Consider the following 21,223-nt stretch of genomic DNA (forward strand, 5'->3'; position numbering starts at 1 on the left):
CCTCTTGATAACCTATCCTAGGCAACCAACTTGCATATTCTCGACTTACAACTAAGCTTATTTGTAAATGGACTAATTAGAGATAAATATGAAAGCTGGAATTCAGAAAATAATTTATTTGTCGCTTTTGACTCTCTTATCCTTACTACTGTCTGCTTGTGGCAATCAAGACTCAGCGAGTAAAAAGCAGGAAATGCATAAGATGCGTGTTAAACATCAACAATTAGGACAGCATTTACTTTCAAGAGAATTGCAGATGGCCGTCGTTATGATCGAGTCAAATGTTCATAATATTCAGGATAGTGGTGGCTATCAAATGTGGACTGCTTCCAAAATGGTGGATAAATTATTGATACTAAATCAGGTTGCTCATGCCAATCCTGATAATCGGCAAAATTCTATGCCTTCTTCGATGCCTAGAATTTCTTATGTCAAAGATAAAGTGAAAAAAACTTGGCAGGTGGTTTTGGTCCCCGATGATCATAACAAGCAAATTATTATCAAAGCGTATGGAAATGATATCAATCACCCTGTGATTACGCGAGCCGTGCACGTTTCTACCTATTAATGATTGGTAGGCTCACATTAGTTATGACTAATTTCCTCCTTTTTGCTGTAGGTTGACTCCTTGTTATAAGAAAACTTATTAAGTCTTTTTTCCACAGGAATACAATAAGTCTCTTTAATTTTAAACGTGACAACAAACCAACCGATCATTGCAATAATAGGGACAATTGCTAATGCGAATTGGTAATCGCTAATTGTGTAGTCAACGAATGAAGTATGGGTATTGATGCGATGCCAATCCATCAGAATACCAATTAACGCTTGGCCCATCGCAGAACTTAGCATCGATATGGAATTATTTAGGCCTGATGCTGCTGAAAAATATTGCTGCGGGACATTTTCTTTAATTAATGAAAACGTTAAGGTCTGTACCGATACTGATAACCCTAGCATTAGCATCGACAATAATAAAACACCTTTTGAGAAAGTTGGTATCCACACAATAACCAAGCTGCTTAAAACGGCTATCAAAAAAAATAACTGCATTGGCTTTTTTCGCCTGCCCCGCCATTCTGACAAACCACATAATACAAAACCACCTAAACCAGAACCTATCCAAAACAATGCGCAAAAATTAGATGCCGTCAGATTGTCCCAATTAAATACCTTTATTAGATAAGGAACGCCCCATAATGCGCCAATGGTTGAGAATGGTAACCAAGCAAGAAATGCAACCAAGGCTATCCACCGAAGTTGGGTATTGCCATAACAATAAGACAACGCCTCCCTTAATTTGGTTTTGCTTTTTTCAGTAGACGACTCACCATCGCGGATAAAAAACAAATATAACATTGTCAGCACGACCGTTATTGCTGCTAAATTCAAATTGGTGTATCGCCATCCAATGTTATTTACCATCAAGGCTAAAGGCCTTTGCGCTATAATGGCGCCTACCGTGCCTAAGCAATGCAAAGCCGCAGCCGCAGTTGAAAAATAGCGGTGAGGTAGCCATCGTGAAGCCAAATAATAGGAAGCAAGAAAGCCAATACAAACACCTGTGCCAGATAAAAACCGCCCAATCATAGCAACAAAATAGCTGGAGGTGGTTGCAAATAAGATGAGTCCTAAGCACGAGAGTAACGAATATGAAATCATCATGCGTTTAGCACCATATCTATCGAGCATCCACCCAGAAGGCAGCTGCATGATAGCATAGGCATAGAAAAAGCTAGCTCCTACCCACCCTAACCCAGTACTTGTCATGTGAAAGCTATGCATTAATTGTGACGTCATCACACTCGGAGCAACAGCGATAAAAAAATCATACATTGCGTATGTACTCGCTGTTAGACAAACAATCATTCCAATAAATGAGATTTCATTATTTTTTAAAATACCGTTCTCCCAAATAAATTCAAAAGCCACTATAAAGGGATAAAAGTCATGGATCAACCCTTTCGAATGATTACTTCCCTATGAAAATACATTAGTACATTAAGATAAATATCCAAAAAAAGTATAACTATTTGACAAATAGTAACTAATCAGTCACCATTTTATTAGGCAATCATATCAATATAATAAAGGGAGCTTATCATGTATACGAATCGGATTGCTGTTGTGACAGGTGGTACTGGAGGGATTGGAACAGCCATTTCACAAGATTTATCAAAAGCAGGTTTTCAAGTGATTGCTTGTTATTATAAAGGTGGGGATCACGACGCTGCTAAAGCTTGGCAGCAAAAGCAAAAAGATCAAGGATATAACATTGATATTGCTTATGCAGACATTTCCAACTATGAAGATTGTGAAGCCTTAAAGGCTAAAGTAATCAATACATATGGGCGTATCGATGTATTAGTTAATAATGCGGGTATTACAAACGACAGCACATTCAAAAAAATGACGCCTGAGCAATGGCATACCGTCTTAGATGCTAACTTAACGTCCGTTTTTAATATGACACGCAACTTTCTTCAACCTATGTTAGATGCTGGTTATGGCAGAATTATTACTATTTCATCAATCAATGGACGTAAAGGTCAGTTTGGTCAATGTAATTACGCTGCGACTAAATCAGCCCTTTATGGATTTAGCAAAAGTTTGGCGCAAGAAGTTGCAAGCAAAGGCATAACTGTGAATGTGATATCGCCTGGCTATATTAAGACTGAAATGGTTGCTAAAATGAAGCCTGAGACGTTAGATTATATTACAACACAAATACCGGTAGGGCGTTTAGGAGAAGTGGGAGAAGTTGCTAGAATGGTTACCTTTTTAGCCGATGACAAAAGCGGTTTCATTACTGGCAGCAACTTTGACTTAAACGGTGGCCAATACATGTAACGTATACCACTACCCTATTTATATTTTATTATCTGGGCATGTCCCAAATCAAACCACCACCCTTCTTTGATGGTGGTTTGATATTTTAGGATCTGATTATGAACAAGAACCATCTTTCGATTGTTACTGGTGGAGTTGGTGATATTGGTACAGCGATTTGTAAAATGCTCAGTAAACAGTGTAAGCACGTTTTTGCGATGGATATCGTTGAAAAAACAGCAAGCCAGGATTGGCTTAAAACGTTGCAAGAGGAAGGTTTTAATAATATACACTTCCATCTATTAGATGTTACGGATTATGATCAATGCGGCGAAGTGATTACTAACATCCTCAGCGACTTCGGCCCCATTGATGTATTAGTGAATAATGCAGGCATTACACGAGATGCTGTATTTACCAAAATGACTAAAAAACAATGGGATAATGTCATTAACGTGAATTTAAATGGCATGTTTAATGTGACCCACCACGTTGTTAATAATTTACGCGAAAATGAGTATGGTCGAATTGTGAATATTTCTTCTGTCAATGCGCTGAGGGGGCAATTTTCACAAGCCAATTATGCCGCGTCTAAAGCGGGTGTTTTAGGTTTTACAAAAAGCCTTGCTCAAGAATTAGTTCGTTATAATATCACCGTTAACTCGCTTTCTCCTGGTTATGTTAACACGCGATTAATGGAGGGAATTCGTCCGGATATTTTAGAAGGGATCATCCAGGATATTCCTGCTAAACGGTTAGCTGAGCCAAATGAAATTGCCTGGGCAGTGCAATTTCTTATTGATCGAAGAAGTCAATATATCACCGGTGCAAATTTAAACATAAATGGTGGATTGTATTTTGCTTAAGCATCCTAAGTGCCTTCTTCCCCTCTTTCGATGCCCTTCTGGCAGGTTCTCAACTTGTCTTATGAGAAGGAAAAACAGGGAATATAAACAGGTAGCCTAATGAAAGTAATAAAAAAGTACAAGAACCGTCGGTTGTATGATACGGAAATTAGTCAATATATCACATTTGAACAATTGAAAGCGTATATTCACCATAATGTGGAATTTAAAGTGATAGACTCGTCAACTGAAAATGACATAACCAATGCGACCTTATTACAAATCATTGTTGAACAAGAAGCAAGTAGCAATCCGTTTCTTTCGAAACAAATTCTTATTAATATCATCAAGTTATCAAGCCATCCACTGCATGAAATGATGACTAATTTTTTAGAATCTGGCTTTGAAATGCTCAGTCAATCGCCAGACAAAGAGAATCTGTTTGATGGCTATCAACAATTATCGGATCAATGGGTCAAACAAATGCAAAAAGGCATGGAAACATGGCAGGAATGGCTATCACCCAAGCAAAAGAAAAAATAACAATTGCTTAACCATTCCTAATAGTCAATGTGATAACTGCTTAATCAAGGTGATAATCAAACTCGGCTTGCTGGTTTTTCCCTATCCAGGCGATATGCCCGTCTGGACGAACTAACACAGCACCATCGTTACCAATGTCATACAATTGCGAAAAATCTTGGTTAATATCTTCATAATCTCCCTCTTTGCCAATTACAAGGATTTGATAGGGAAATGGCTTATTTTTTAGGACTGAATGCCAATGTTCAGATTCTTTGGCGCATAACAAGATATATTTATCAACAAAGAGATCCAGCGTTGAATAAGTTTTATCATGACTCTTTAACCAACAATGAGGCGCCCTTCCCCCTACGACTGACGTTTGCTGAAAATCCGAATGATTGGCGTAATCTTGTCCATAAATAAAGCCGAGATCTAAATTGATGTTATTTAAATGATTGGTTTGATCGGCTAATGCATTTTTGAACGATTGATAGTCTTCTTCAATCAACGACGAATAAATTTTATTAAAACGTTCGGCATTTTTATTACTCCACATGATATTGGTATAGGCAATTGGCAATCGTTCACTCTCATAAGTGTTTAATAGGGAATCATTTGCATAACCGTTGAGTACAAAGGCTAACTTCCATGCTAAATTATGAGCATCTTGAATGCCAGTGTTCATACCAAAACCGCCTGTTGGGGGAAGTCGATGAGCAGCATCGCCTGCTAGAAATACCCGGCCTACCCGGTATTGATCCGCAATAAGGGCTGCCATTGTCCAAAAACCTTTGTTAATAAGCTTCACGTCGACAGAGTCATCCCGGACAACATCTTTCACAAATTGCACGCAATAGTCGTCGGTAAACATATCTTTGCTAAAACCTGCTTCATCTCTTAGACGAACACCAACAAGCCATTTTTGAAAGCCCGCCTTCGCCAATATAAAGGTGCCTAATATATCTTCCCGGGTAAACATAAAACCAACACTTGGGCGATGAGCAATATAGCGGTCTAAATTCATTTCACAATAGATGTTACAAAATTCGCCTAAATTATCGGCCCCCTGCATGTTGACACCGAATATATCCCGTAAGGAACTATAAGCACCATCCGCCCCAATAAGATAGTCTCCGGTTACTTGCGTCGTTTCATTTGAAGCTTGATTAACAACGGTGATTAAAACACGTTCGCTATTTTGTTCGGCGCTGGTCATTTTCATATTAAAATGTAGGTCTATATACTCACTATTAACTGCTTTATTGTAAAGTTCATCTTCGACATTATCTTGAGCGATGACTGCACGTGTCGTTGGACTTTGTTTCGCATAATCCGTGTTGTCTTCAACCCGGGTAACTTCTTGTCCTTGAAAGTCTTCTAACCAAATAAAGCGTGTCGCCTCAGCTGGAAGCTTATATTTTTCTAAGTGAGATTCAAGGCCAAGTTGGCGAAAGATTTCCATGCTGCGCCCATTGACCCCTCTTGCCTTTGGATGGTTAGTGGTGTGCGGATGCTTTTCGACTAATAAGCAGTGAATTTTTTGCTGTGCCAACAATAAAGCCATTGAAAGTCCAACAGGCCCCCCACCGATGATAATGACAGGAAAATGTGACATGAGCAGTTCCTTGGATAAAATAAACAAACATTTTGATAGATTAATAGATAACTTACAAGCGATTATTTTTTTTACTATTTTACAAACTTAAAACTGTACTTTATGATAATATTCAATTAGTTAATAATTTTAAGAATCAATACGATGACCACCATATTTCTGTATAGGGGGTTTGAAGTCCAATGGTACGAAAACGTACGCTAAGGAATCTCAGATAATTTTTTCTTCATGATAATAGTTCTTTCTTCCCCATAGTACTCATTGCGTAACACGCTATACCCAAGCTTTTGATAAAATCCCTCTGCAGTAATTGAAGAAGAAACTGTCAAACAGGAAATATTTTCTTTACGTGCAACTTCTTCCAAATAGTGCATTAATAATGATCCTGCTTTTTTACCTTGCTTATTGGGTAATACAAAAACTGTTCGTACTAAGTCTCCTTCAAGACTTGCTGTGCCAATAATGTGGTTCTTTTCCGTTATGACAAAAATTTTTCTCTGTTTCATTTTCGCGGCTATTTGTTCTGTAGAGAAATTTTTAATAACTGCATTGAGCACACTCGTTGGGTAATCCTTTGAGTTTACTTCTTCGAGTGTTTGAATGATAACGTGACTGATTGCTTCGGCATCAGCAAGTGTTGCTCTTCGTATACATAAATTGGCTATCATTCTATTTTTCTCTTTCTTTAAGGTATTCATAAAGTGTTGGTTTTGAAATACCCATCATATGGCAAATTTCTTGAACTGTATGTTCGCGAGCATCGTATAGTTTGACTACAAGCTGCCGTTTATTGCTATCTAATTGTTTAGGTCTTCCACCAAGGCGGCCACGAGATCTGGCAGAAGCCAAGCCTGCCTTAGTCCTCTCTCTTATCAAGTTGCGCTCAAATTCTGCTAGTGCGCCAAACATATGAAATATTAATTGGCCAGTAGACGTAGTTGTATTAATAGACTCCTGCAAACTTTCAAAGCCAACCTTTAAAATTTCAAACTCATTAACCAAAGCAATCAGATGCTTTAGTGAACGGCCTAATCTATCTAGCCGCCAAACAACAACAGTATCACCTTCTCTTAAATCTTCTTTTAAACGAGTAAGACCAGGTCTCTCAGCGACAGAGCCACTGATTTCATCTGTAATAATTTTTTTACAACCCGATTTTTCAAGTGCATCAATTTGCAAGTCCAAATTTTGCTCTAATGTTGAAACTCGTGCGTAGCCAATTTTCATAGTCAGTTAATATTCACTTAAAATCGTTAGGAAAGTCTGTTGAATATAGAGTATTATTTACCTTGATTAATTGCCAGTGTTTCTTTACCAAATAAATCTATTAAAATCGTTTGCTCTGAGCTTGTGATTTTTTAGTAAGGAAAACGGACGTTTGTTTTACTCTAATTTTACTCCAAGAATGGTGCTTTTATAAGATAGGTTTATGGCTGTAGATTTTTTAACCGAAGAACAAAAGGCACAATATGGCCAATATGTTGGGGAACCAGATGAATTTCAGCTGGCACGATACTTTCATTTAGACAATACAGACTTATCCTTTATTGCTGAGCGACGTGGGGATCAAAATAAACTTGGTTCTGCTTTACAATTAACATCTGTTCGATTCTTAGGAACATTTCTTACGGATTTATCCCTTGTGCCCGTCAATGCTCAAATTTTTGTTGCAGGACAGCTATCAATCGCCGATATAACTGTCTTAAATGATTATGGAAAACGTGAAACTACCAAACGCGAGCATACAGCACTCATTCGCGAGTATTATGGGTATCGTGATTTCAATCAAATGCCCTGGGTATTTCGACTAAGCCGATTGCTCTATGCCAAATCATGGATAAGCAATGAAAGACCAAGCCTACTGTTTGAATTTGCTACCACTTGGTTAATTCAACACAAAGTAATTTTACCTGGAGAATCAACCCTATCCCGATTAATTTCTGAAATTAGAGAAAGAGCTGCCCAACGTCTATGGAAACGCCTATCATCTTTGCCAACGCCCGAGCAAAAAATAGAATTAGAGGCTCTTCTTCATGTACCCAAAGGAGAGCGAACATCGCGTTTTGATTATTATCGAAAAGGTCCTGTAACAATCAGCGCTCCTGCATTTAACGAGTCCATGAAGCGTTACCTTGAGTTGCAGGCATTTGGATTTGGCAATTTTGATTTTTCTCATATACCCCCTGTGCGATTAAAAAATCTGGCTCGTTACGCAGGCCTAATCTCTGCGAAAAAAATAGCGCGTATGTCTGATGATAGGCGAACAGCCATACTGGTTGCTTTTGTTCAAACCTTTGAAATAATTGCGCTTGATGATGCGCTAGATTTGCTTGATCTGCTTACCACCGGCATTTCAAGTGATGCGAAGAGGATTGGCCAAAAAAAACGTTTACGTACATTAAAGGATTTAGATAAGGCAGCGTTATCTTTAGCAAAAGCTTGCGAGCAGGTTTTAAATGAAGGGACAGAAAATACCAAGCTACGTGAGACAATTTATGCCTTAATTTCTAAAGAAAAACTACTGGAATCTATTGAAACCATAAACATTTTAGCTCGACCAGTGGGCGATAAATTTCATGATGAAATAGTCGAGCAATATGGAAAAGTCTCTAGATTTCTACCCAGAGCACTCAGAGATATCATTTTTAAAGCGGCGCCAGCAGGTAATAATACGATTGAAGCATTAGAATATCTTGCGCAGGGCAATTTATCACGCAAAAAAACTCTTAAGGATCCCCCGCTTGATATTATTACTCAACCCTGGAAGCGATTAGTTTTTGATAAAGAAGGAAATGTCTCAAAACAGGGTTATACGTTATGCTTTTTGGATAAGTTACAAGACAGTTTGAAAAGAAGGGATGTTTATGTCGAAAACAGTGACCGTTGGGGGGATACTCGGACAAAATTACTCCAAGGATCTGATTGGCATAACAACAGAATACAGATCTGCCGTTTATTAGGACATCCTTTGGCTCCTCACGATGCAATAGCGGCCATGACAAATCGTTTGGATGTCACATATAAAAAAGTTGCAGCTAATTTTGATAATAATAACGCAATCAGAATTGATAATTCAGGGAAGCATCCTACATTAACGATTATGAACCTTGATAAGCTTGAAACTCCATCAACGCTTACATTCCTTAGTGAGCAAATTGCGAAGTTATTGCCACAAGTTGATCTAACCGAATTAATACTTGAAATCCATGCTCGCACAGGCTTTCTTGATGAGTTTACTCATGTAAGTGAATCAAATGCTCGCGCTGATGATCTTCCAACCAGCCTTTGTGCTGTACTTCTAACCGAGGCATGTAATATTGGACTGGAACCATTAATAAAACACCATATTCCAGCATTGACTCGCCACCGTCTAAATTGGGTTAAGCAAAATTATATCCGTGCGGAAACATTGGCTAGAGCTAATGCTAGATTGGTTGATTATCAGTCCACTATCCCACTGGCAAAAAAATGGGGTGGTGGAGAAGTGGCTTCCGCAGATGGCATGCGGTTTGTTACATCTGTTCGAACTGTTAACGCAGGACCCAATCGAAAATATTTTGGTTCTAGCAAGGGAATTACTTGGTATAATTTTATTTCGGATCAGTTTTCAGGCTTCCACGGTATAGTGGTACCTGGCACCTTAAGAGACTCTATTTTTATTTTAGAAGGGTTGCTGGAGCAGCAAACGAGTTTAAATCCAACGGAAATCATGACGGATACCGCGGGAGCCAGCGATATAATTTTCGGGTTATTCTGGTTGCTAGGATATCAATTTTCCCCTCGTTTAGCAGATGCTGGTGCAGCCGTTTTCTGGCGCATTGATAAAGAAGCAGACTATGGTGTACTTAACGATATTGCACGGGGTTGCGCCAATACACAGCGTATCGAGCAAAATTGGGATGATATGATGAGAATAGCTGGCTCTCTAAAAGTCGGCACTGTACAGGCATCGGAACTTATTCGATCACTATTAAAAAGCGATAAACCTTCGAGCTTGGCAAAAGCAATTATAGAGGTCGGACGCATTAACAAGACCTTGTATTTGCTCAACTATATCGATGATGAGGATTACCGTCGTCGAATACTGACCCAGTTGAACCGAGGTGAAGGCAGGCATAGTGTTGCCAGAATCATTTGTCATGGCCAACGTGGAGAAATTCGTAAACGATACCGTGAGGGACAAGAGGATCAGCTAGGCGCTTTAGGCTTAGTGACGAATGCTGTTGTTCTCTGGAATACTCTTTACATGGATGCGGCACGAAATTATTTAGAGCAGAAGTCTGTTTTGATAAGAGAAGAGGATGAGGCTAGGCTATCACCACTGCAATATGGTCATATTAATGTACTTGGGCATTACTCTTTTGTTCTAAATGAAAAAGTTATGCAGGGTGAACTCAGGCCATTCAACCAGCTTGCTGATAACATTGAAGATCCATAGCATACGTTTTTGTACCATCGGACTTCAAACTTATTGAATTTGATTGCTAAAAACATTACATTAAAGTAATATTACTTGCATGTAATATATTATTGGACTATAGTAATGATATGGGATGTTGAATATACCGATGAATTTGAACTTTGGTGGGAGAGTCTCACGGAAGGAGAGCAGATTGATATCGCATCAACAGTAAATCTTTTGGAACAATGCGGACCGAATCTAAAGTTTCCTTTTTCATCTGGAATTGAGGGTTCAAAACTTACGCACTTGCGTGAATTACGTATCCAACATGCAGGTGACCCATACAGAATTTTGTATGCTTTCGATCCGAGACGTTGTGCAATTTTACTTTTGGGCGGTAATAAAACAGGAGATGATCGTTGGTATGAAAAAAATATTCCTATTGCTGAGCGTTTGTACCAAAAACATCTCTTAATTTTAAAAACGGAGGAAAAGAACCATGGCTAAGTCCTTTTCAACATTAAAAAGCAAAATGAGCTTAATTGCGCAAAAGGCGGTTGAAGAAAAAACCAGTCAATTGCTTAAGGAAGTTCTTTTATATGAAATACGTGAGCAGCTGCATATTACTCAAGAAGATATGGCAACTAAACTTAATACTAAACAGGCTAATGTCTCAAGAACAGAAAGACGGCGTGACATGAAACTGTCCACCCTGAAGCGTTATATTGAAGCCATGGGCGGTGAATTGGATATCGTTGCCAAATTTGCTTCCAATGAAGTGCACTTAAACGTAAAAGAGCTTTGAGCTTTCATTATTTTACAGACATTGCCGCAAAACTAAACAATCTGGATTTATTGATCGTTCTAAATCAGCTATCGAAGAATACGGCACTTCCTTAGCGTACGTTTCCGTACTATTGGACTTCAACCCCCTATAGCTTGATACCAACATTTGGGATGTTACTTGGTGGAATAATTGCGGGGATTTTTAATCCTGGCGAAAAACTAATTAGCGGAACCCAACATTTTGCTGCTGGTGTGGTTTTTGCGGCTGTGGCAATCGAATTATTACCCCATTTGGGACAAGGGACTAATATTTGGGCTATGACGATTGGCTTTTTAGCCGGCTTAATAACAATGATTGGCATAAAGCTATTAACCGAAGCTATTGGCCATACTCACGGTGGTCAGTCTGCTACCCCGTGGGGACTCATATCAGGTGTCGGTATTGATTTATTCATAGATGGGGTATTAATTGGTATAGCTTTTCTGGTTGGTAAACAAGGTGGATTGCTAATTACGTTTGCGCTGGCAATTGAGGTTTTATTTTTAGGCTTGTCATCTGCGGCAACGTTATCGGGTAAACAATTTAATAAATTGAACACGATTTTGATCGTGTTTGGGTTAGGCCTATTATTACCAATTGGCTCCGTTGGCGGTGCTTCTTTGTTGCAATCACTGCCACCGATATATACATCTGCACTGATATCCTTTGGTGTTGCAGCCCTATTATATCTCGTTACGGAAGAATTGTTGACTGAAGCGCATGAGGTAGAAGATACGCCATTAATTACTTCGAGCTTTTTTATCGGTTTTTTAGTAATCCTCATATTAGAGCATATGTCAGCTTAAATTAAGAGGGTATTTCTGAAAGCGATGCCGTACTATCTCGATAAAACGGATGCTGTCATACGAGAAACGCACGTTAATTTACCGGATGCATTTTTGATCTCAATTTGCCAAACTTGCGTACTTCGTCCTAGATGAAGTGGATAAGTTTTGCCAGTGACGACTCCATCCGTCGTAGAACGAATATGATTGGCATTGATTTCAAGGCCAACACAATATTGCTTTTCGATATCAATGACAATGTTGGCAGCAGTGCTCGCCATGGTTTCAGCAAGCACAACATTTGCCCCGCCGTGCAAAATGCCAATGGGTTGCTTGGTTTTCTCATTGACAGGCATGGTCGCCAGTAAATAATCATCCCCAACTTCAGTAAATTGTATACCTAAAAACTCCGCCATTGTATTTTGACTACGTAGGTTCAACTGCTCGACAGTGATACTTCGATACCAAATGGACATGATTAATCCTTATACCCTTTTATAAAACCATAATTATACCATTTATAAAGAACGAATAACCAAGTAAATTTTGTATGGTCATGAAGGATTGCACAGTCTGCTAGACACATTCTGCAAGTGTCAAGAATATGATACCAATTAATAACTTAATACCATCTGTCTGTGACTCAACTATAATTAAGGTGAGGGGTAAACGTGTACGAAGGAGGGAGTAATGGAAAAGTGTCGGCTAAGCATTAAAGGTCTCGGGTTGGCCCTTGGTGTATTTATGGGATTAACCATGTTAATTCTAGGATTGATGGCCTATTTTATTGATTATGGAACAACAATTGTCATGACAATGAACGCGCTTTACATGATCAATGGAATTACATTAGCTAATGTATTTTTAGGGACAGCGCTCGCATTTATTCATGGATTTATAGATGGCGTTGTTATCGCCTTTCTTTATAATATATTTGGCGGTAATTGTTGCTCTAAGGGCAAATAAGCTATTAACAAATTAGTTTAAGTTACTTCAAACCCCGAGAAATCTCATGACATCTCGGGGTTTTAACTTATGAATGATAAAATCGATTAATCGGTTAGTTATTTTTTCTTTTTCTTCGGCAAATATAAGTCCGTGATGCTACCTTCGAATGCTTCCGCAGCCTGGCATATCGTTTCAGAAACCGTTGGATGCGGATGGATGGTTAAGGCAATATCTTCCACATCACAACCCATTTCAATAGCTAAAGCGATTTCAGAAATAAGATCACCAGCGTTCACACCAATGATACCACCACCTAAAATGCGATTTGTTTTCGGATCAAAGAGTAACTTGGTCATGCCCTCTTCTCGTCCCATACTTAAAGCACGACCGCTGGCAGCCCATGGGAATGCGCCCTTTTCATAGTCAATGCCTTTTTCCTTCGCTTCCTTTTCGGTTAAGCCTACCCAAGCAACTTCTGGATCGGTATAAGCAACACTGGCGATACAAGCTGGTTCAAAATAATGTTTTTTGCCAGCGATAACTTCTGCTGCTACTTTCCCTTCAGGAATCGCTTTATGCGCAAGCATGGGTTGTCCAATGACATCACCAATCGCATGAATATGCGCAACATTGGTTCGCAATTGCTTATCAACGGATATAAATCCTCGTTCATCCACTTTAACACCCGCTTTGTCCGCATCAATCATGCCACCATTTGGTTTGCGGCCAACAGACAGTAAAATTTGATTGAATTTCATTGGTTTATCGGGTGCATTATCTCCTTCCATGGTCACATGAAGGGCATCTTTTTTGGCGTCAACTTTGGTTACTTTTGTTTTAAGTAAAAACTTAATCCCTTTTTTCTCCATACGCTTTTGTAGGATAGTTACTAAATCTTTATCAGCGCCTGGCATTAATTGATCTAAAAACTCCACAACGGTGACATTAACGCCTAAAGAGGAATAGACTGTTGCCATTTCCAAACCAATAATCCCACCACCGATCACGAGCATATCGCCTTTAACATCGTTAAGCTCAAGGGCACCGGTTGAAGAGAAAATTCTATCATCTTCGGGAATAAATGGGAGTTTAATCGATTCACTACCGACAGCGATGATGGCGTTTTTAAATTCAATGGATGTTTTTTCTTTGCCATTGGCCACATCCATACTGTGGCTGCCAGTAAATTTACCAACCCCTGTTACAATTTCAACTTTTCGTTGTTTTGCAAGTGCTTTTAACCCGCCTGTCAGTTTATTAACAACCGAATTTTTCCACTCAACTAGTTTTTTGTTATCTATTTTAGTTTTTCCAAACTCAACACCCATGCCATGCATTTCATCAGCTTCATCCAATAATTTGGCAACATGAAGCAGTGCTTTGGATGGGATACAGCCCACGTTTAAGCAAACGCCACCAATATTATCATAGCGTTCAACAAGGATGACATTTAATCCTAAGTCTGCAGCACGGAAAGCAGCTGTGTATCCACCTGGTCCACTTCCTAGAACGACTAAATCTGTTTTTTTATCAGTTGCCATATTTGCCTCTATTTATTATCTCATTTAAAACTGTGTTGGGCATTGAACCTTTGAACAGGACAATTTTATTTAGCCTCGTCTTTGTGAGCTCTGCGAAGCAATCCAGTTCATCTCTGTACAAAGATTTGCACTAAATTCCTTCACTTCTTTCGCAACGACGGCTTATTTTCATAAATTATCAAGTGCATCAGTATTGCACCCAACCGACATCACTATTAATCTCTTTATCCTAATATGATTTTTCTAATATCACCCAATATATCCGCTAAATACACTGAAAAACGTGCAGCCTCTGCCCCATCAATCACACGATGATCGTAAGATAGCGATAAGGGTAACATGAGACGTGGAACAAATTTGTCTTGTTGAAACACGGGTTTGATATAAGACCTTGATAAACCAAGAATCGCTACTTCAGGGCTATTAACAATCGGCGTGAATGCTGTTCCGCCTATGCCGCCAAGGCTTGAAATGGTCATACAACCACCCGACATGTCATTAGGCATTAATCCTTTTTCACGTGCCTTTTGTGATAGTCTTCCCATTTCACGCGCGATATCAGCCACACTGAGTTTATCAACGCCTTTTATCACGGGCACAACTAATCCATTGGGTGTATCAACGGCAATGCCAATATTATAATAGGACTTATAAATTAAATCCTTTCCATCTGGCGATAACGAAGCATTAAATTGGGGAAATGTTTTCATAGCAAGGTATAATGCTTTTGTCACAAATGCGATAATGGTTAAATTATAACCGGCTTTTTTAGCCCCTTCTTTTTCTGCAGAACGAAACGCTTCGAGCTCGGTAATGTCAGCTTCATCAAATTGTGTCACATGGGGAATTGTCACCCAACTTCGATGCACATTTTCACCGGTTAATCGCTTAATTTTGTTAAGCGGTTTAACTTCAATTTCACCAAACTTACTAAAATCAATAGCGGGAGCAAGGGGAATCGATAAGCCACCACCTGAACCGCCCTTTTCCATGACATTTTTAACAAAAAGGACAAGGTCTTCTTTGGTAATACGACCTTTGCGACCAGAACCTGTCACTTGGTTTAAATTAACGCCTAATTCATGCGCAAGTCGACGAACAGCGGGCCCAGCATGGACTGCCTGATCGTTAGGTAATGATTTACTAATCACCGCTGGCGCATCAATCGATTTCGGTTGTTCAGCCGTATTGTCCACACGCGTTTTTGTCGGTGGTTCAGGTGATTGAGTCACGGTTGATTCACCATGAGAGGCAACGAGCAATTCTAATATTGGATCATTTTGGGAGACTTTATCACCAATTTTCAGATGGATACTTTTAACCTTGCCTGCTTTTGGACAAGGAATGTCCATGGTCGCTTTATCACCCTCTAATGTAAGCAATGATTGTTCTACTTCAACCATATCCCCTTCTTTTACCATGATGTCGATGACGTCGACATCTGCTGCGCCACCTATATCAGGAATCTTAATCGATTCGATGGACTCAGACATTGGCGCAGTCGAAGTGGCATTGCTACTAGGCTCCGTTACACGTTCTTTATTTCCTTGGACTTCTGGTTCTGACTGATTCTGAGAAGATTCCTTTTTAACCTCATTACTTCCAGCCTCTGTTTCTATGACTAAAATGTCATCGCCTTCTGATACTTTATCGCCAATTTTAACCATCAATTTCTTAACGATCCCTGCAACCGGGGCGGGAATTTCCATACTCGCTTTATCAGACTCCAAGGTTATCAATGATGTATCTTGGCTGATAGAATCCCCTTCCTTCACTAATACTTCGATGACGTCAACACCTTCAGCCCCACCAATGTCAGGGATTTTTATTTTTTGTTCATTTGCCATTATGATTCCTCATTCGTCATAAACCGGACAGACCTTTATTGTGATATGGGCTCAGGTTTGTCGGCGTTTATGTCATATTTTTTCATAACTTCGTTAATAGCTGATTTTGGTAGTTCACCTGTTTTTACTAAAGATTCAATCGCAGCCAATACAATAAACTTTGCATCAACTTCAAAGAAATGACGAAGTTTTGTGCGTGTATCGCTTCGTCCATAGCCATCAGTCCCCAAAGCAATAAATGGCTTGTCAATAAATTGTTGAATTTGATCTGCATAGAGCTTTAAATAATCTGTTGCTGCTATGATGGGGCCCTTGGTCTTTTCTAATAACTGTGTCACATAAGGAGTCTTCGCTTTTTTATCGCTATGCATCCGATTATACCGTTGACAATGTAAACCATCGCGACGTAATTCATTAAAACTGGTAACACTCCAAACATCAGAACCAATGTTGAAATCCTTTTGTAGCCATTGTGCTGCTTTGCGAACTTCTTGCAAAATTGTGCCTGACCCCAACAATTGGACATGCCCCTTTTTGCCTTTAATGCTTTCTAACAAGTACATGCCTTTGATAATGCCTTCCTCACATCCTTTAGGCATTTCAGGGTGATGATAATTTTCGTTCATGACAGTGATATAATAGAACACGTTGTCCTGTTTTGCATACATGCGATCCAAACCATGATGGATGATGACCGCTAATTCATAGGCATAAGTGGGGTCGTAGGTGATACAATTAGGGATGGTGCCGGCAAGAATATGCGAATGACCATCCTGATGTTGTAACCCTTCACCGGCTAGTGTTGTTCGCCCAGCCGTACCTCCTAAAAGAAACCCGCGAGCTTGCATGTCGCCAGCAGCCCAAGCTAAATCGCCAACACGCTGAAAACCAAACATTGAATAATAAATAAAGAATGGGATCATGGGGAGATGATTGGTTGAATAGGAAGTTCCTGCGGCAATCCATGAGCAAAATGCACCCGCTTCAGTTATTCCTTCTTCTAAAATCTGACCATCTTTCGCTTCTTTGTAATACATTACTTGCTCATGATCGACCGGCGTATATAGCTGACCAATGGGCGAATAGATACCAATTTGACGGAATAGGCCTTCCATACCGAATGTTCGACATTCATCAGGAACAATAGGTACCACTCTATCTTTTAAGGATTTATCTTTTAATAAGACTGATAGGATGCGCACAAAGGCCATCGTTGTTGAATATTCTCGATCGCCGCTGTCTCCCATGACGGAGGAAAATGCCGATAAATCAGGCACAGGAAGCTGCTCGCATTCGTGTGTGCGTTTGGGTAAATACCCACCCAGTTTTTCTCGTTGTTGCTGAAGGTATTTGAATTCCGGGCTACTTTCATTTGGTCGATAAAAAGGAATCTCATTGATTTCATCATCGGAAATGGGGATATGAAACCTATCGCGAAATGCTCTTAATTGCTCGATGGTCATTTTCTTCTGCTGATGGGTAATATTTAGCCCCTCACCGGCGGCACCCATGCCATATCCTTTCACTGTCTTTGCAAGAATAACCGTTGGTCTACCTTTTGTTTCAAGTGCTTTGGCATAAGCAGCATAAACTTTTCCTTCATCATGGCCGCCTCGGTTAAGTCGCCAGATATCATCATCTGACATATTTTCAACCATCTTTTTCAATTCGGGATATTGCCCAAAAAAGTTTTCGCGCACATAGGCTCCATCATTTGCTTTATAGGCTTGATAATCGCCATCGACACACTCTTCCATTCTCTTTTGCAGAAGCCCACTGCTATCTTGAGCTAATAAACTATCCCACCGTGCGCCCCAAATGACTTTTAGCACTTGCCATCCAGCACCACGAAATACCCCTTCTAATTCTTGGATAATTTTCCCGTTGCCCCGGACGGGGCCATCCAAACGCTGTAGATTACAATTAACCACAAATATAAGATTATCAAGCCGTTCCCTCGATGCAATGGTTAAAGCACCCAAAGATTCAGGTTCGTCAGTTTCTCCATCACCTAAAAACACCCAAACTTTACTCTTATTAGGCTCTATTAATCCTCGATTCTCCAAGTATTTCAGAAAACGAGCTTGATAAATTGCTTGCAAGGGGCCAAGACCCATTGAAACCGTCGGGAACTGCCAGAAGTCCGGCATTAGCCAGGGATGGGGATAAGAAGATAAGCCATTCGCTTCGACTTCTTGGCGAAAGTTATTAAGCTGTTCTTCGGAGAGTCGACCTTCCAGAAACGCTCGTGCATAAATACCTGGTGAAGAATGGCCTTGAATATAGAGTAAGTCATTTTCTTTAAAAAAATAGTTAAACCCAACCTCATATAACGTTGCAGCGGAAGCATAGGACGCGATATGACCACCTAGCTCAGGGGAAATCTTACCAGCGCGTAACACCATAGCCACAGCATTCCAGCGAATTAACGCAGCAATACGTTTGCGAACGCCTTCATCCGGCGGGATGGATAACTCTTCATGCACAGGGATAGTGTTTCGATACGGTGTATTAATTGAGGTATTAACAATAGCGCCTGCACCATTCGCTTTATCGATGAGCTGTTGGACGAGAAAGGCGGCTCTTTCTTTGCCCTCAACAGATAAGACAGAATCAAGTGCATCCAGCCATTCACGTGTTTCGACTGGATCGATATCTGAAATTGATTCGTTCGACATTTAATTTTTTCCCCATTTTATATTATCGAGTTATTCGCAATACGGTGTGGCAAGTAGCTTTTTCTTAATTTCGCCACCACATTGTTGAATACAAACGTTTAAGTCACCTGGGCAACTACATGACACTTTTCGGCATTTTAAAGGATCTCGAAAAGATAACCAATCTCTTGGCCGATAAGTACCCTGAATTTTCATTCTTTGATAGTATTCTTCATAACTTTTCCAAGCTTGTTTGTCCGCTTCTTTTTGGCAGATACGGCAGCTATCCTTGCATTGGCTCAGACAGGAACGATTAATTTGTTCACAACTTTGCAAGCATTGCTTCATTGATTTTGCTGTGGTCTTTGGGGCCTCTGATGTCACCTTAGAAGCATTTCGGCTATTTTTGACAGCAATATGTTCGCCTGTTTTACAACTCGTTAAGCAAAGACAAGCCAACAAAATAACGATCATTCGTTTCATAATTTGGTATCCTTAAAACCATGCGATAATGGTGACGATAGCAATGAACACCAGGTAAAGAATAATACTATGTTCAAGTGCTTTTTCAGCATCAAGCTCGGAGAGTGTTGATTGATCGTCACTAATAGCTGCCATCCCACTTGATTCGAGTAACACATTATTGTCTTGAGGTTTTGCAAAAAAGTAATGACCAAAAGGCTCAAGTCCGCGTTGAAAATGACCAACAAACAAATAACATAGCGACGTAATTCGTGCCGGAATCCAATCGAGCCACTGGACAATGACCTCACAGTACAACTGCTCCTTCTGATGATGGCTAGCCAGTTCAATCAGGCGGTAAGCAAGCATGAATAAAGGGCCCAGCAAAATATACCAAAAGATAGGAGCAATGATAGCACCGTTAGCGATAACTAAATGTTGTATGCCAACACCTTCTTTCTCAGAAGGATAAAAAATATTGGTAGGGCCAATACAAAAATAAAAGATAACTAAGTTCATGATAAAATAAGCAATACCCCAGAACGCATCACTTAATATCCAATAGACACCCGCAACGATAAGCCACATGGGCAATACCATCAGCACAGTCTTCATTAAACGTGACTGTAATGGTTTGTTATTATTGCAAATTTCGATAAATTGCTTTTGTATCCAATGAATCCATGAAACGCGTTTGTCTGCTAATTTGTGCATTAAAAATCGTTCTGAAAACAACGCAATTAAAATCACTAATAATTTCATGGTATTAATCCTTCCGCATATTATCCGACAACGCAATGGGGGTTGGGTATTTTAAAACAACAATGTAAGAAGACACAACAAAGGTAATAATTGTGGTTGCTTGAATTAAATTCGAAGCAACTTCTGAAATAATATGGCCATTAAGCGCAATACTTGCAACGAGTAGTGAGAACTCACTTGCTTGGCCCAAACGAAAACCCACTTCTCTTGAGACAGATTTCTTTTCACCCGAAAACGTCAACAACATACTAAATAGCAGTGGTTTAAAGAGAATAATTAACACGGATAAAATAAATGCCGGTATCATGACTTGTGAGCCTAAGCTAAAATTGAAGGTGGCGCCCACCGTAAAGAAAAACATGACTAAAAAGAAATCGCGCAATGGTTTTAAACTCTCAGCGATGTAGAGAGAAATTGGGCTAGACGCAAGTGCTACGCCAGCAACAAATGCGCCGATGTCTTCTGAGAGGCCTAAGGCATGACCTAATACCGACATCCCCATGCACCAGCCGATTGACAATAAAAAGACATACTCTTGTGTCGTATCAAATCGGGCCAGTAGTTTGATAAGCACATAACGCTCAAATGCAAAGGCAAATCCTATCATGGCAGGAAGCGCTATTCCAACAAGAATTAAGTCATTCCAAGTAAAGCCGGTTCCCTCTTGGGCACCATTGATGAGGATTAAAATAATAATAGCGATCAAATCTTGCATTAACAATACAGAAATCATCACTTCACCCGTATGCTGGTGGTGAAGTATCGTTGTTGGCAGGAGCTTCAAACCGATGATTGTTGATGAAAACATCATGGCAGCGCCAAGTATCCAAGACTCTGAAACAGATAACCCAAACCAACGACCAATCATATAGGAAACAACTGCAAATACAACTGAGCTGATTAAGGCAATCCAAGTAATCTTTTTTAACATGTGCACGAGGTTTTGCGGTTGCAAATGCAACCCCAGCAAAAATAACAGAAAGACGATTCCCATATCACCAATCTGCTGAACTGTCCCAACATTATCAACTAGCTTTAAAACCCAGGGACCAAACACCATACCTAAAAGGATATAGGCTACTAATAACGATTGTCGGGTGTATAGAACCACGGTTGCGAATAAAGATGCTCCTGCGAAAATAAGAAAGATGGTATAAAACACTGTTTCAGAAGGCATGT

At 39.7% G+C, this 21,223-nt stretch carries 20 protein-coding genes; 9 read left to right on the forward strand and 11 right to left on the reverse strand.

Annotation, left to right across the window (positions count from 1 at the left end; translation table 11 throughout):
* Positions 1–88: 88 nt before the first annotated feature.
* Positions 89–568 (forward strand): hypothetical protein, encoded by a 480-nt coding sequence (locus AB3348_RS00780; RefSeq protein ID WP_367605635.1) that lies wholly within the window; start codon positions 89–91, stop codon positions 566–568.
* A 17-nt stretch (positions 569–585) separates the two neighbouring features.
* Here AB3348_RS00780 and AB3348_RS00785 read toward each other — a convergent pair whose 3' ends face one another.
* Positions 586–1,869 carry an MFS transporter gene (locus AB3348_RS00785; protein WP_367605636.1) on the reverse strand — a complete coding sequence of 428 codons (1,284 nt, stop codon included), beginning with the start codon at positions 1,867–1,869 and terminating at the stop codon, positions 586–588.
* A gap of 234 nt (positions 1,870–2,103) precedes the next feature.
* Between AB3348_RS00785 and phbB (AB3348_RS00790) the strand changes: the two genes are divergently transcribed.
* From phbB (AB3348_RS00790) to AB3348_RS00800, 3 genes are all read left to right on the forward strand, one after another.
* A complete protein-coding gene (gene phbB, locus AB3348_RS00790; protein ID WP_367605637.1) occupies positions 2,104–2,850 on the forward strand; it encodes an acetoacetyl-CoA reductase in 747 nt (248 codons plus the stop codon).
* A 98-nt stretch (positions 2,851–2,948) separates the two neighbouring features.
* Entirely contained in the window at positions 2,949–3,695 is a 747-nt protein-coding gene (gene phbB, locus AB3348_RS00795; RefSeq protein ID WP_367605638.1) for an acetoacetyl-CoA reductase, read from the forward strand.
* A gap of 99 nt (positions 3,696–3,794) precedes the next feature.
* The gene (locus tag AB3348_RS00800; RefSeq protein ID WP_367605639.1) at positions 3,795–4,217 is read left to right on the forward strand and encodes a polyhydroxyalkanoate synthesis regulator DNA-binding domain-containing protein; all 423 of its coding nucleotides are present in this window, start codon (positions 3,795–3,797) and stop codon (positions 4,215–4,217) included.
* Positions 4,218–4,257: 40 nt separating this feature from the next.
* On the opposite strand, the gene AB3348_RS00805 is transcribed toward AB3348_RS00800, so the two are convergent.
* The 3 genes from AB3348_RS00805 to AB3348_RS00815 all read right to left on the reverse strand — a co-directional run bounded on the left by AB3348_RS00805 (position 4,258) and on the right by AB3348_RS00815 (position 7,041).
* The gene (locus tag AB3348_RS00805; protein ID WP_367605640.1) at positions 4,258–5,814 is read right to left on the reverse strand and encodes an FAD-dependent monooxygenase; all 1,557 of its coding nucleotides are present in this window, start codon (positions 5,812–5,814) and stop codon (positions 4,258–4,260) included.
* Between the two features lie 200 nt (positions 5,815–6,014).
* Complete coding sequence (locus AB3348_RS00810; protein WP_367605641.1) at positions 6,015–6,512, reverse strand: GNAT family N-acetyltransferase; 498 nt, start codon at positions 6,510–6,512, stop codon at positions 6,015–6,017.
* On the reverse strand, positions 6,484–7,041 hold the full coding sequence (locus AB3348_RS00815; protein ID WP_367605642.1) for a recombinase family protein: 558 nt from the start codon (positions 7,039–7,041) through the stop codon (positions 6,484–6,486). The genes AB3348_RS00810 and AB3348_RS00815 overlap by 29 nt, the downstream gene beginning before the upstream one ends.
* Before the next feature lie 202 nt (positions 7,042–7,243).
* Between AB3348_RS00815 and AB3348_RS00820 the strand changes: the two genes are divergently transcribed.
* The 4 genes from AB3348_RS00820 (at position 7,244) to AB3348_RS00835 (ending at position 11,848) form a co-directional block, all read left to right on the forward strand.
* Positions 7,244–10,252, forward strand: coding sequence for a Tn3 family transposase (locus AB3348_RS00820; protein ID WP_367605643.1), 3,009 nt, complete (start codon positions 7,244–7,246; stop codon positions 10,250–10,252).
* Positions 10,253–10,357: 105 nt separating this feature from the next.
* Entirely contained in the window at positions 10,358–10,723 is a 366-nt protein-coding gene (locus AB3348_RS00825) for a type II toxin-antitoxin system RelE/ParE family toxin (RefSeq protein ID WP_367605644.1), read from the forward strand.
* Positions 10,716–11,021, forward strand: a complete 306-nt coding sequence (locus AB3348_RS00830; protein ID WP_367605645.1) for a helix-turn-helix domain-containing protein — start codon at positions 10,716–10,718, stop codon at positions 11,019–11,021. Before AB3348_RS00825 ends, AB3348_RS00830 begins: the two co-directional genes overlap by 8 nt.
* A 134-nt stretch (positions 11,022–11,155) precedes the next feature.
* Positions 11,156–11,848 carry a ZIP family metal transporter gene (locus tag AB3348_RS00835; RefSeq protein WP_367605646.1) on the forward strand — a complete coding sequence of 231 codons (693 nt, stop codon included), beginning with the start codon at positions 11,156–11,158 and terminating at the stop codon, positions 11,846–11,848.
* Positions 11,849–11,880: 32 nt separating this feature from the next.
* Here AB3348_RS00835 and AB3348_RS00840 read toward each other — a convergent pair whose 3' ends face one another.
* Entirely contained in the window at positions 11,881–12,303 is a 423-nt protein-coding gene (locus AB3348_RS00840; protein WP_367605647.1) for a hotdog fold thioesterase, read from the reverse strand.
* Positions 12,304–12,517: 214 nt separating this feature from the next.
* Here AB3348_RS00840 and AB3348_RS00845 point away from each other — a divergent pair, with 214 nt between their 5' ends.
* Complete coding sequence (locus AB3348_RS00845; protein WP_367605648.1) at positions 12,518–12,793, forward strand: hypothetical protein; 276 nt, start codon at positions 12,518–12,520, stop codon at positions 12,791–12,793.
* Between the two features lie 98 nt (positions 12,794–12,891).
* Here the strand turns inward: AB3348_RS00845 and lpdA are convergent, their stop codons facing one another.
* The 6 genes from lpdA to AB3348_RS00875 form a co-directional block, all read right to left on the reverse strand.
* Positions 12,892–14,316 (reverse strand): dihydrolipoyl dehydrogenase, encoded by a 1,425-nt coding sequence (gene lpdA, locus AB3348_RS00850; RefSeq protein WP_367605649.1) that lies wholly within the window; start codon positions 14,314–14,316, stop codon positions 12,892–12,894.
* Positions 14,317–14,540: 224 nt separating this feature from the next.
* Positions 14,541–16,163, reverse strand: coding sequence for a dihydrolipoyllysine-residue acetyltransferase (locus tag AB3348_RS00855; protein ID WP_367605650.1), 1,623 nt, complete (start codon positions 16,161–16,163; stop codon positions 14,541–14,543).
* Between the two features lie 35 nt (positions 16,164–16,198).
* Entirely contained in the window at positions 16,199–18,841 is a 2,643-nt protein-coding gene (gene aceE, locus AB3348_RS00860) for a pyruvate dehydrogenase (acetyl-transferring), homodimeric type (protein WP_367605651.1), read from the reverse strand.
* Between the two features lie 30 nt (positions 18,842–18,871).
* On the reverse strand, positions 18,872–19,303 hold the full coding sequence (locus AB3348_RS00865; protein WP_367605652.1) for an acyltransferase: 432 nt from the start codon (positions 19,301–19,303) through the stop codon (positions 18,872–18,874).
* A gap of 12 nt (positions 19,304–19,315) precedes the next feature.
* Entirely contained in the window at positions 19,316–20,044 is a 729-nt protein-coding gene (ampE, locus tag AB3348_RS00870) for a regulatory signaling modulator protein AmpE (protein WP_367605653.1), read from the reverse strand.
* A gap of 4 nt (positions 20,045–20,048) precedes the next feature.
* Positions 20,049–21,221: a cation:proton antiporter gene (locus tag AB3348_RS00875; RefSeq protein ID WP_367605654.1), complete on the reverse strand. Its 1,173-nt coding sequence runs from the start codon at positions 21,219–21,221 to the stop codon at positions 20,049–20,051.
* Positions 21,222–21,223 lie beyond the last annotated feature (2 nt).

This window comes from Legionella sp. W05-934-2 (genome assembly GCF_964199965.1).
GTDB lineage: Bacteria > Pseudomonadota > Gammaproteobacteria > Legionellales > Legionellaceae > JAFIFT01.

Excerpts from the sequence above, each read along its gene's own strand:
- phbB (WP_367605637.1), top strand. The coding sequence starts at position 2,104 with ATGTATACGAATCGGATTGCTGTTGTGACAGGTGGTACTGGAGGGATT.
- AB3348_RS00805 (WP_367605640.1), bottom strand. The coding sequence starts at position 5,814 with ATGTCACATTTTCCTGTCATTATCATCGGTGGGGGGCCTGTTGGACTT.
- AB3348_RS00800 (WP_367605639.1), top strand. The coding sequence starts at position 3,795 with ATGAAAGTAATAAAAAAGTACAAGAACCGTCGGTTGTATGATACGGAA.
- phbB (WP_367605638.1), top strand. The coding sequence starts at position 2,949 with ATGAACAAGAACCATCTTTCGATTGTTACTGGTGGAGTTGGTGATATT.
- AB3348_RS00815 (WP_367605642.1), bottom strand. The coding sequence starts at position 7,041 with ATGAAAATTGGCTACGCACGAGTTTCAACATTAGAGCAAAATTTGGAC.
- AB3348_RS00780 (WP_367605635.1), top strand. The coding sequence starts at position 89 with ATGAAAGCTGGAATTCAGAAAATAATTTATTTGTCGCTTTTGACTCTC.
- aceE (WP_367605651.1), bottom strand. The coding sequence starts at position 18,841 with ATGTCGAACGAATCAATTTCAGATATCGATCCAGTCGAAACACGTGAA.
- AB3348_RS00785 (WP_367605636.1), bottom strand. The coding sequence starts at position 1,869 with ATGATTGTTTGTCTAACAGCGAGTACATACGCAATGTATGATTTTTTT.
- AB3348_RS00830 (WP_367605645.1), top strand. The coding sequence starts at position 10,716 with ATGGCTAAGTCCTTTTCAACATTAAAAAGCAAAATGAGCTTAATTGCG.
- AB3348_RS00865 (WP_367605652.1), bottom strand. The coding sequence starts at position 19,303 with ATGAAACGAATGATCGTTATTTTGTTGGCTTGTCTTTGCTTAACGAGT.
- AB3348_RS00825 (WP_367605644.1), top strand. The coding sequence starts at position 10,358 with ATGATATGGGATGTTGAATATACCGATGAATTTGAACTTTGGTGGGAG.
- lpdA (WP_367605649.1), bottom strand. The coding sequence starts at position 14,316 with ATGGCAACTGATAAAAAAACAGATTTAGTCGTTCTAGGAAGTGGACCA.
- AB3348_RS00840 (WP_367605647.1), bottom strand. The coding sequence starts at position 12,303 with ATGTCCATTTGGTATCGAAGTATCACTGTCGAGCAGTTGAACCTACGT.
- AB3348_RS00820 (WP_367605643.1), top strand. The coding sequence starts at position 7,244 with ATGGCTGTAGATTTTTTAACCGAAGAACAAAAGGCACAATATGGCCAA.
- ampE (WP_367605653.1), bottom strand. The coding sequence starts at position 20,044 with ATGAAATTATTAGTGATTTTAATTGCGTTGTTTTCAGAACGATTTTTA.
- AB3348_RS00810 (WP_367605641.1), bottom strand. The coding sequence starts at position 6,512 with ATGAATACCTTAAAGAAAGAGAAAAATAGAATGATAGCCAATTTATGT.
- AB3348_RS00875 (WP_367605654.1), bottom strand. The coding sequence starts at position 21,221 with ATGCCTTCTGAAACAGTGTTTTATACCATCTTTCTTATTTTCGCAGGA.
- AB3348_RS00855 (WP_367605650.1), bottom strand. The coding sequence starts at position 16,163 with ATGGCAAATGAACAAAAAATAAAAATCCCTGACATTGGTGGGGCTGAA.
- AB3348_RS00845 (WP_367605648.1), top strand. The coding sequence starts at position 12,518 with ATGGAAAAGTGTCGGCTAAGCATTAAAGGTCTCGGGTTGGCCCTTGGT.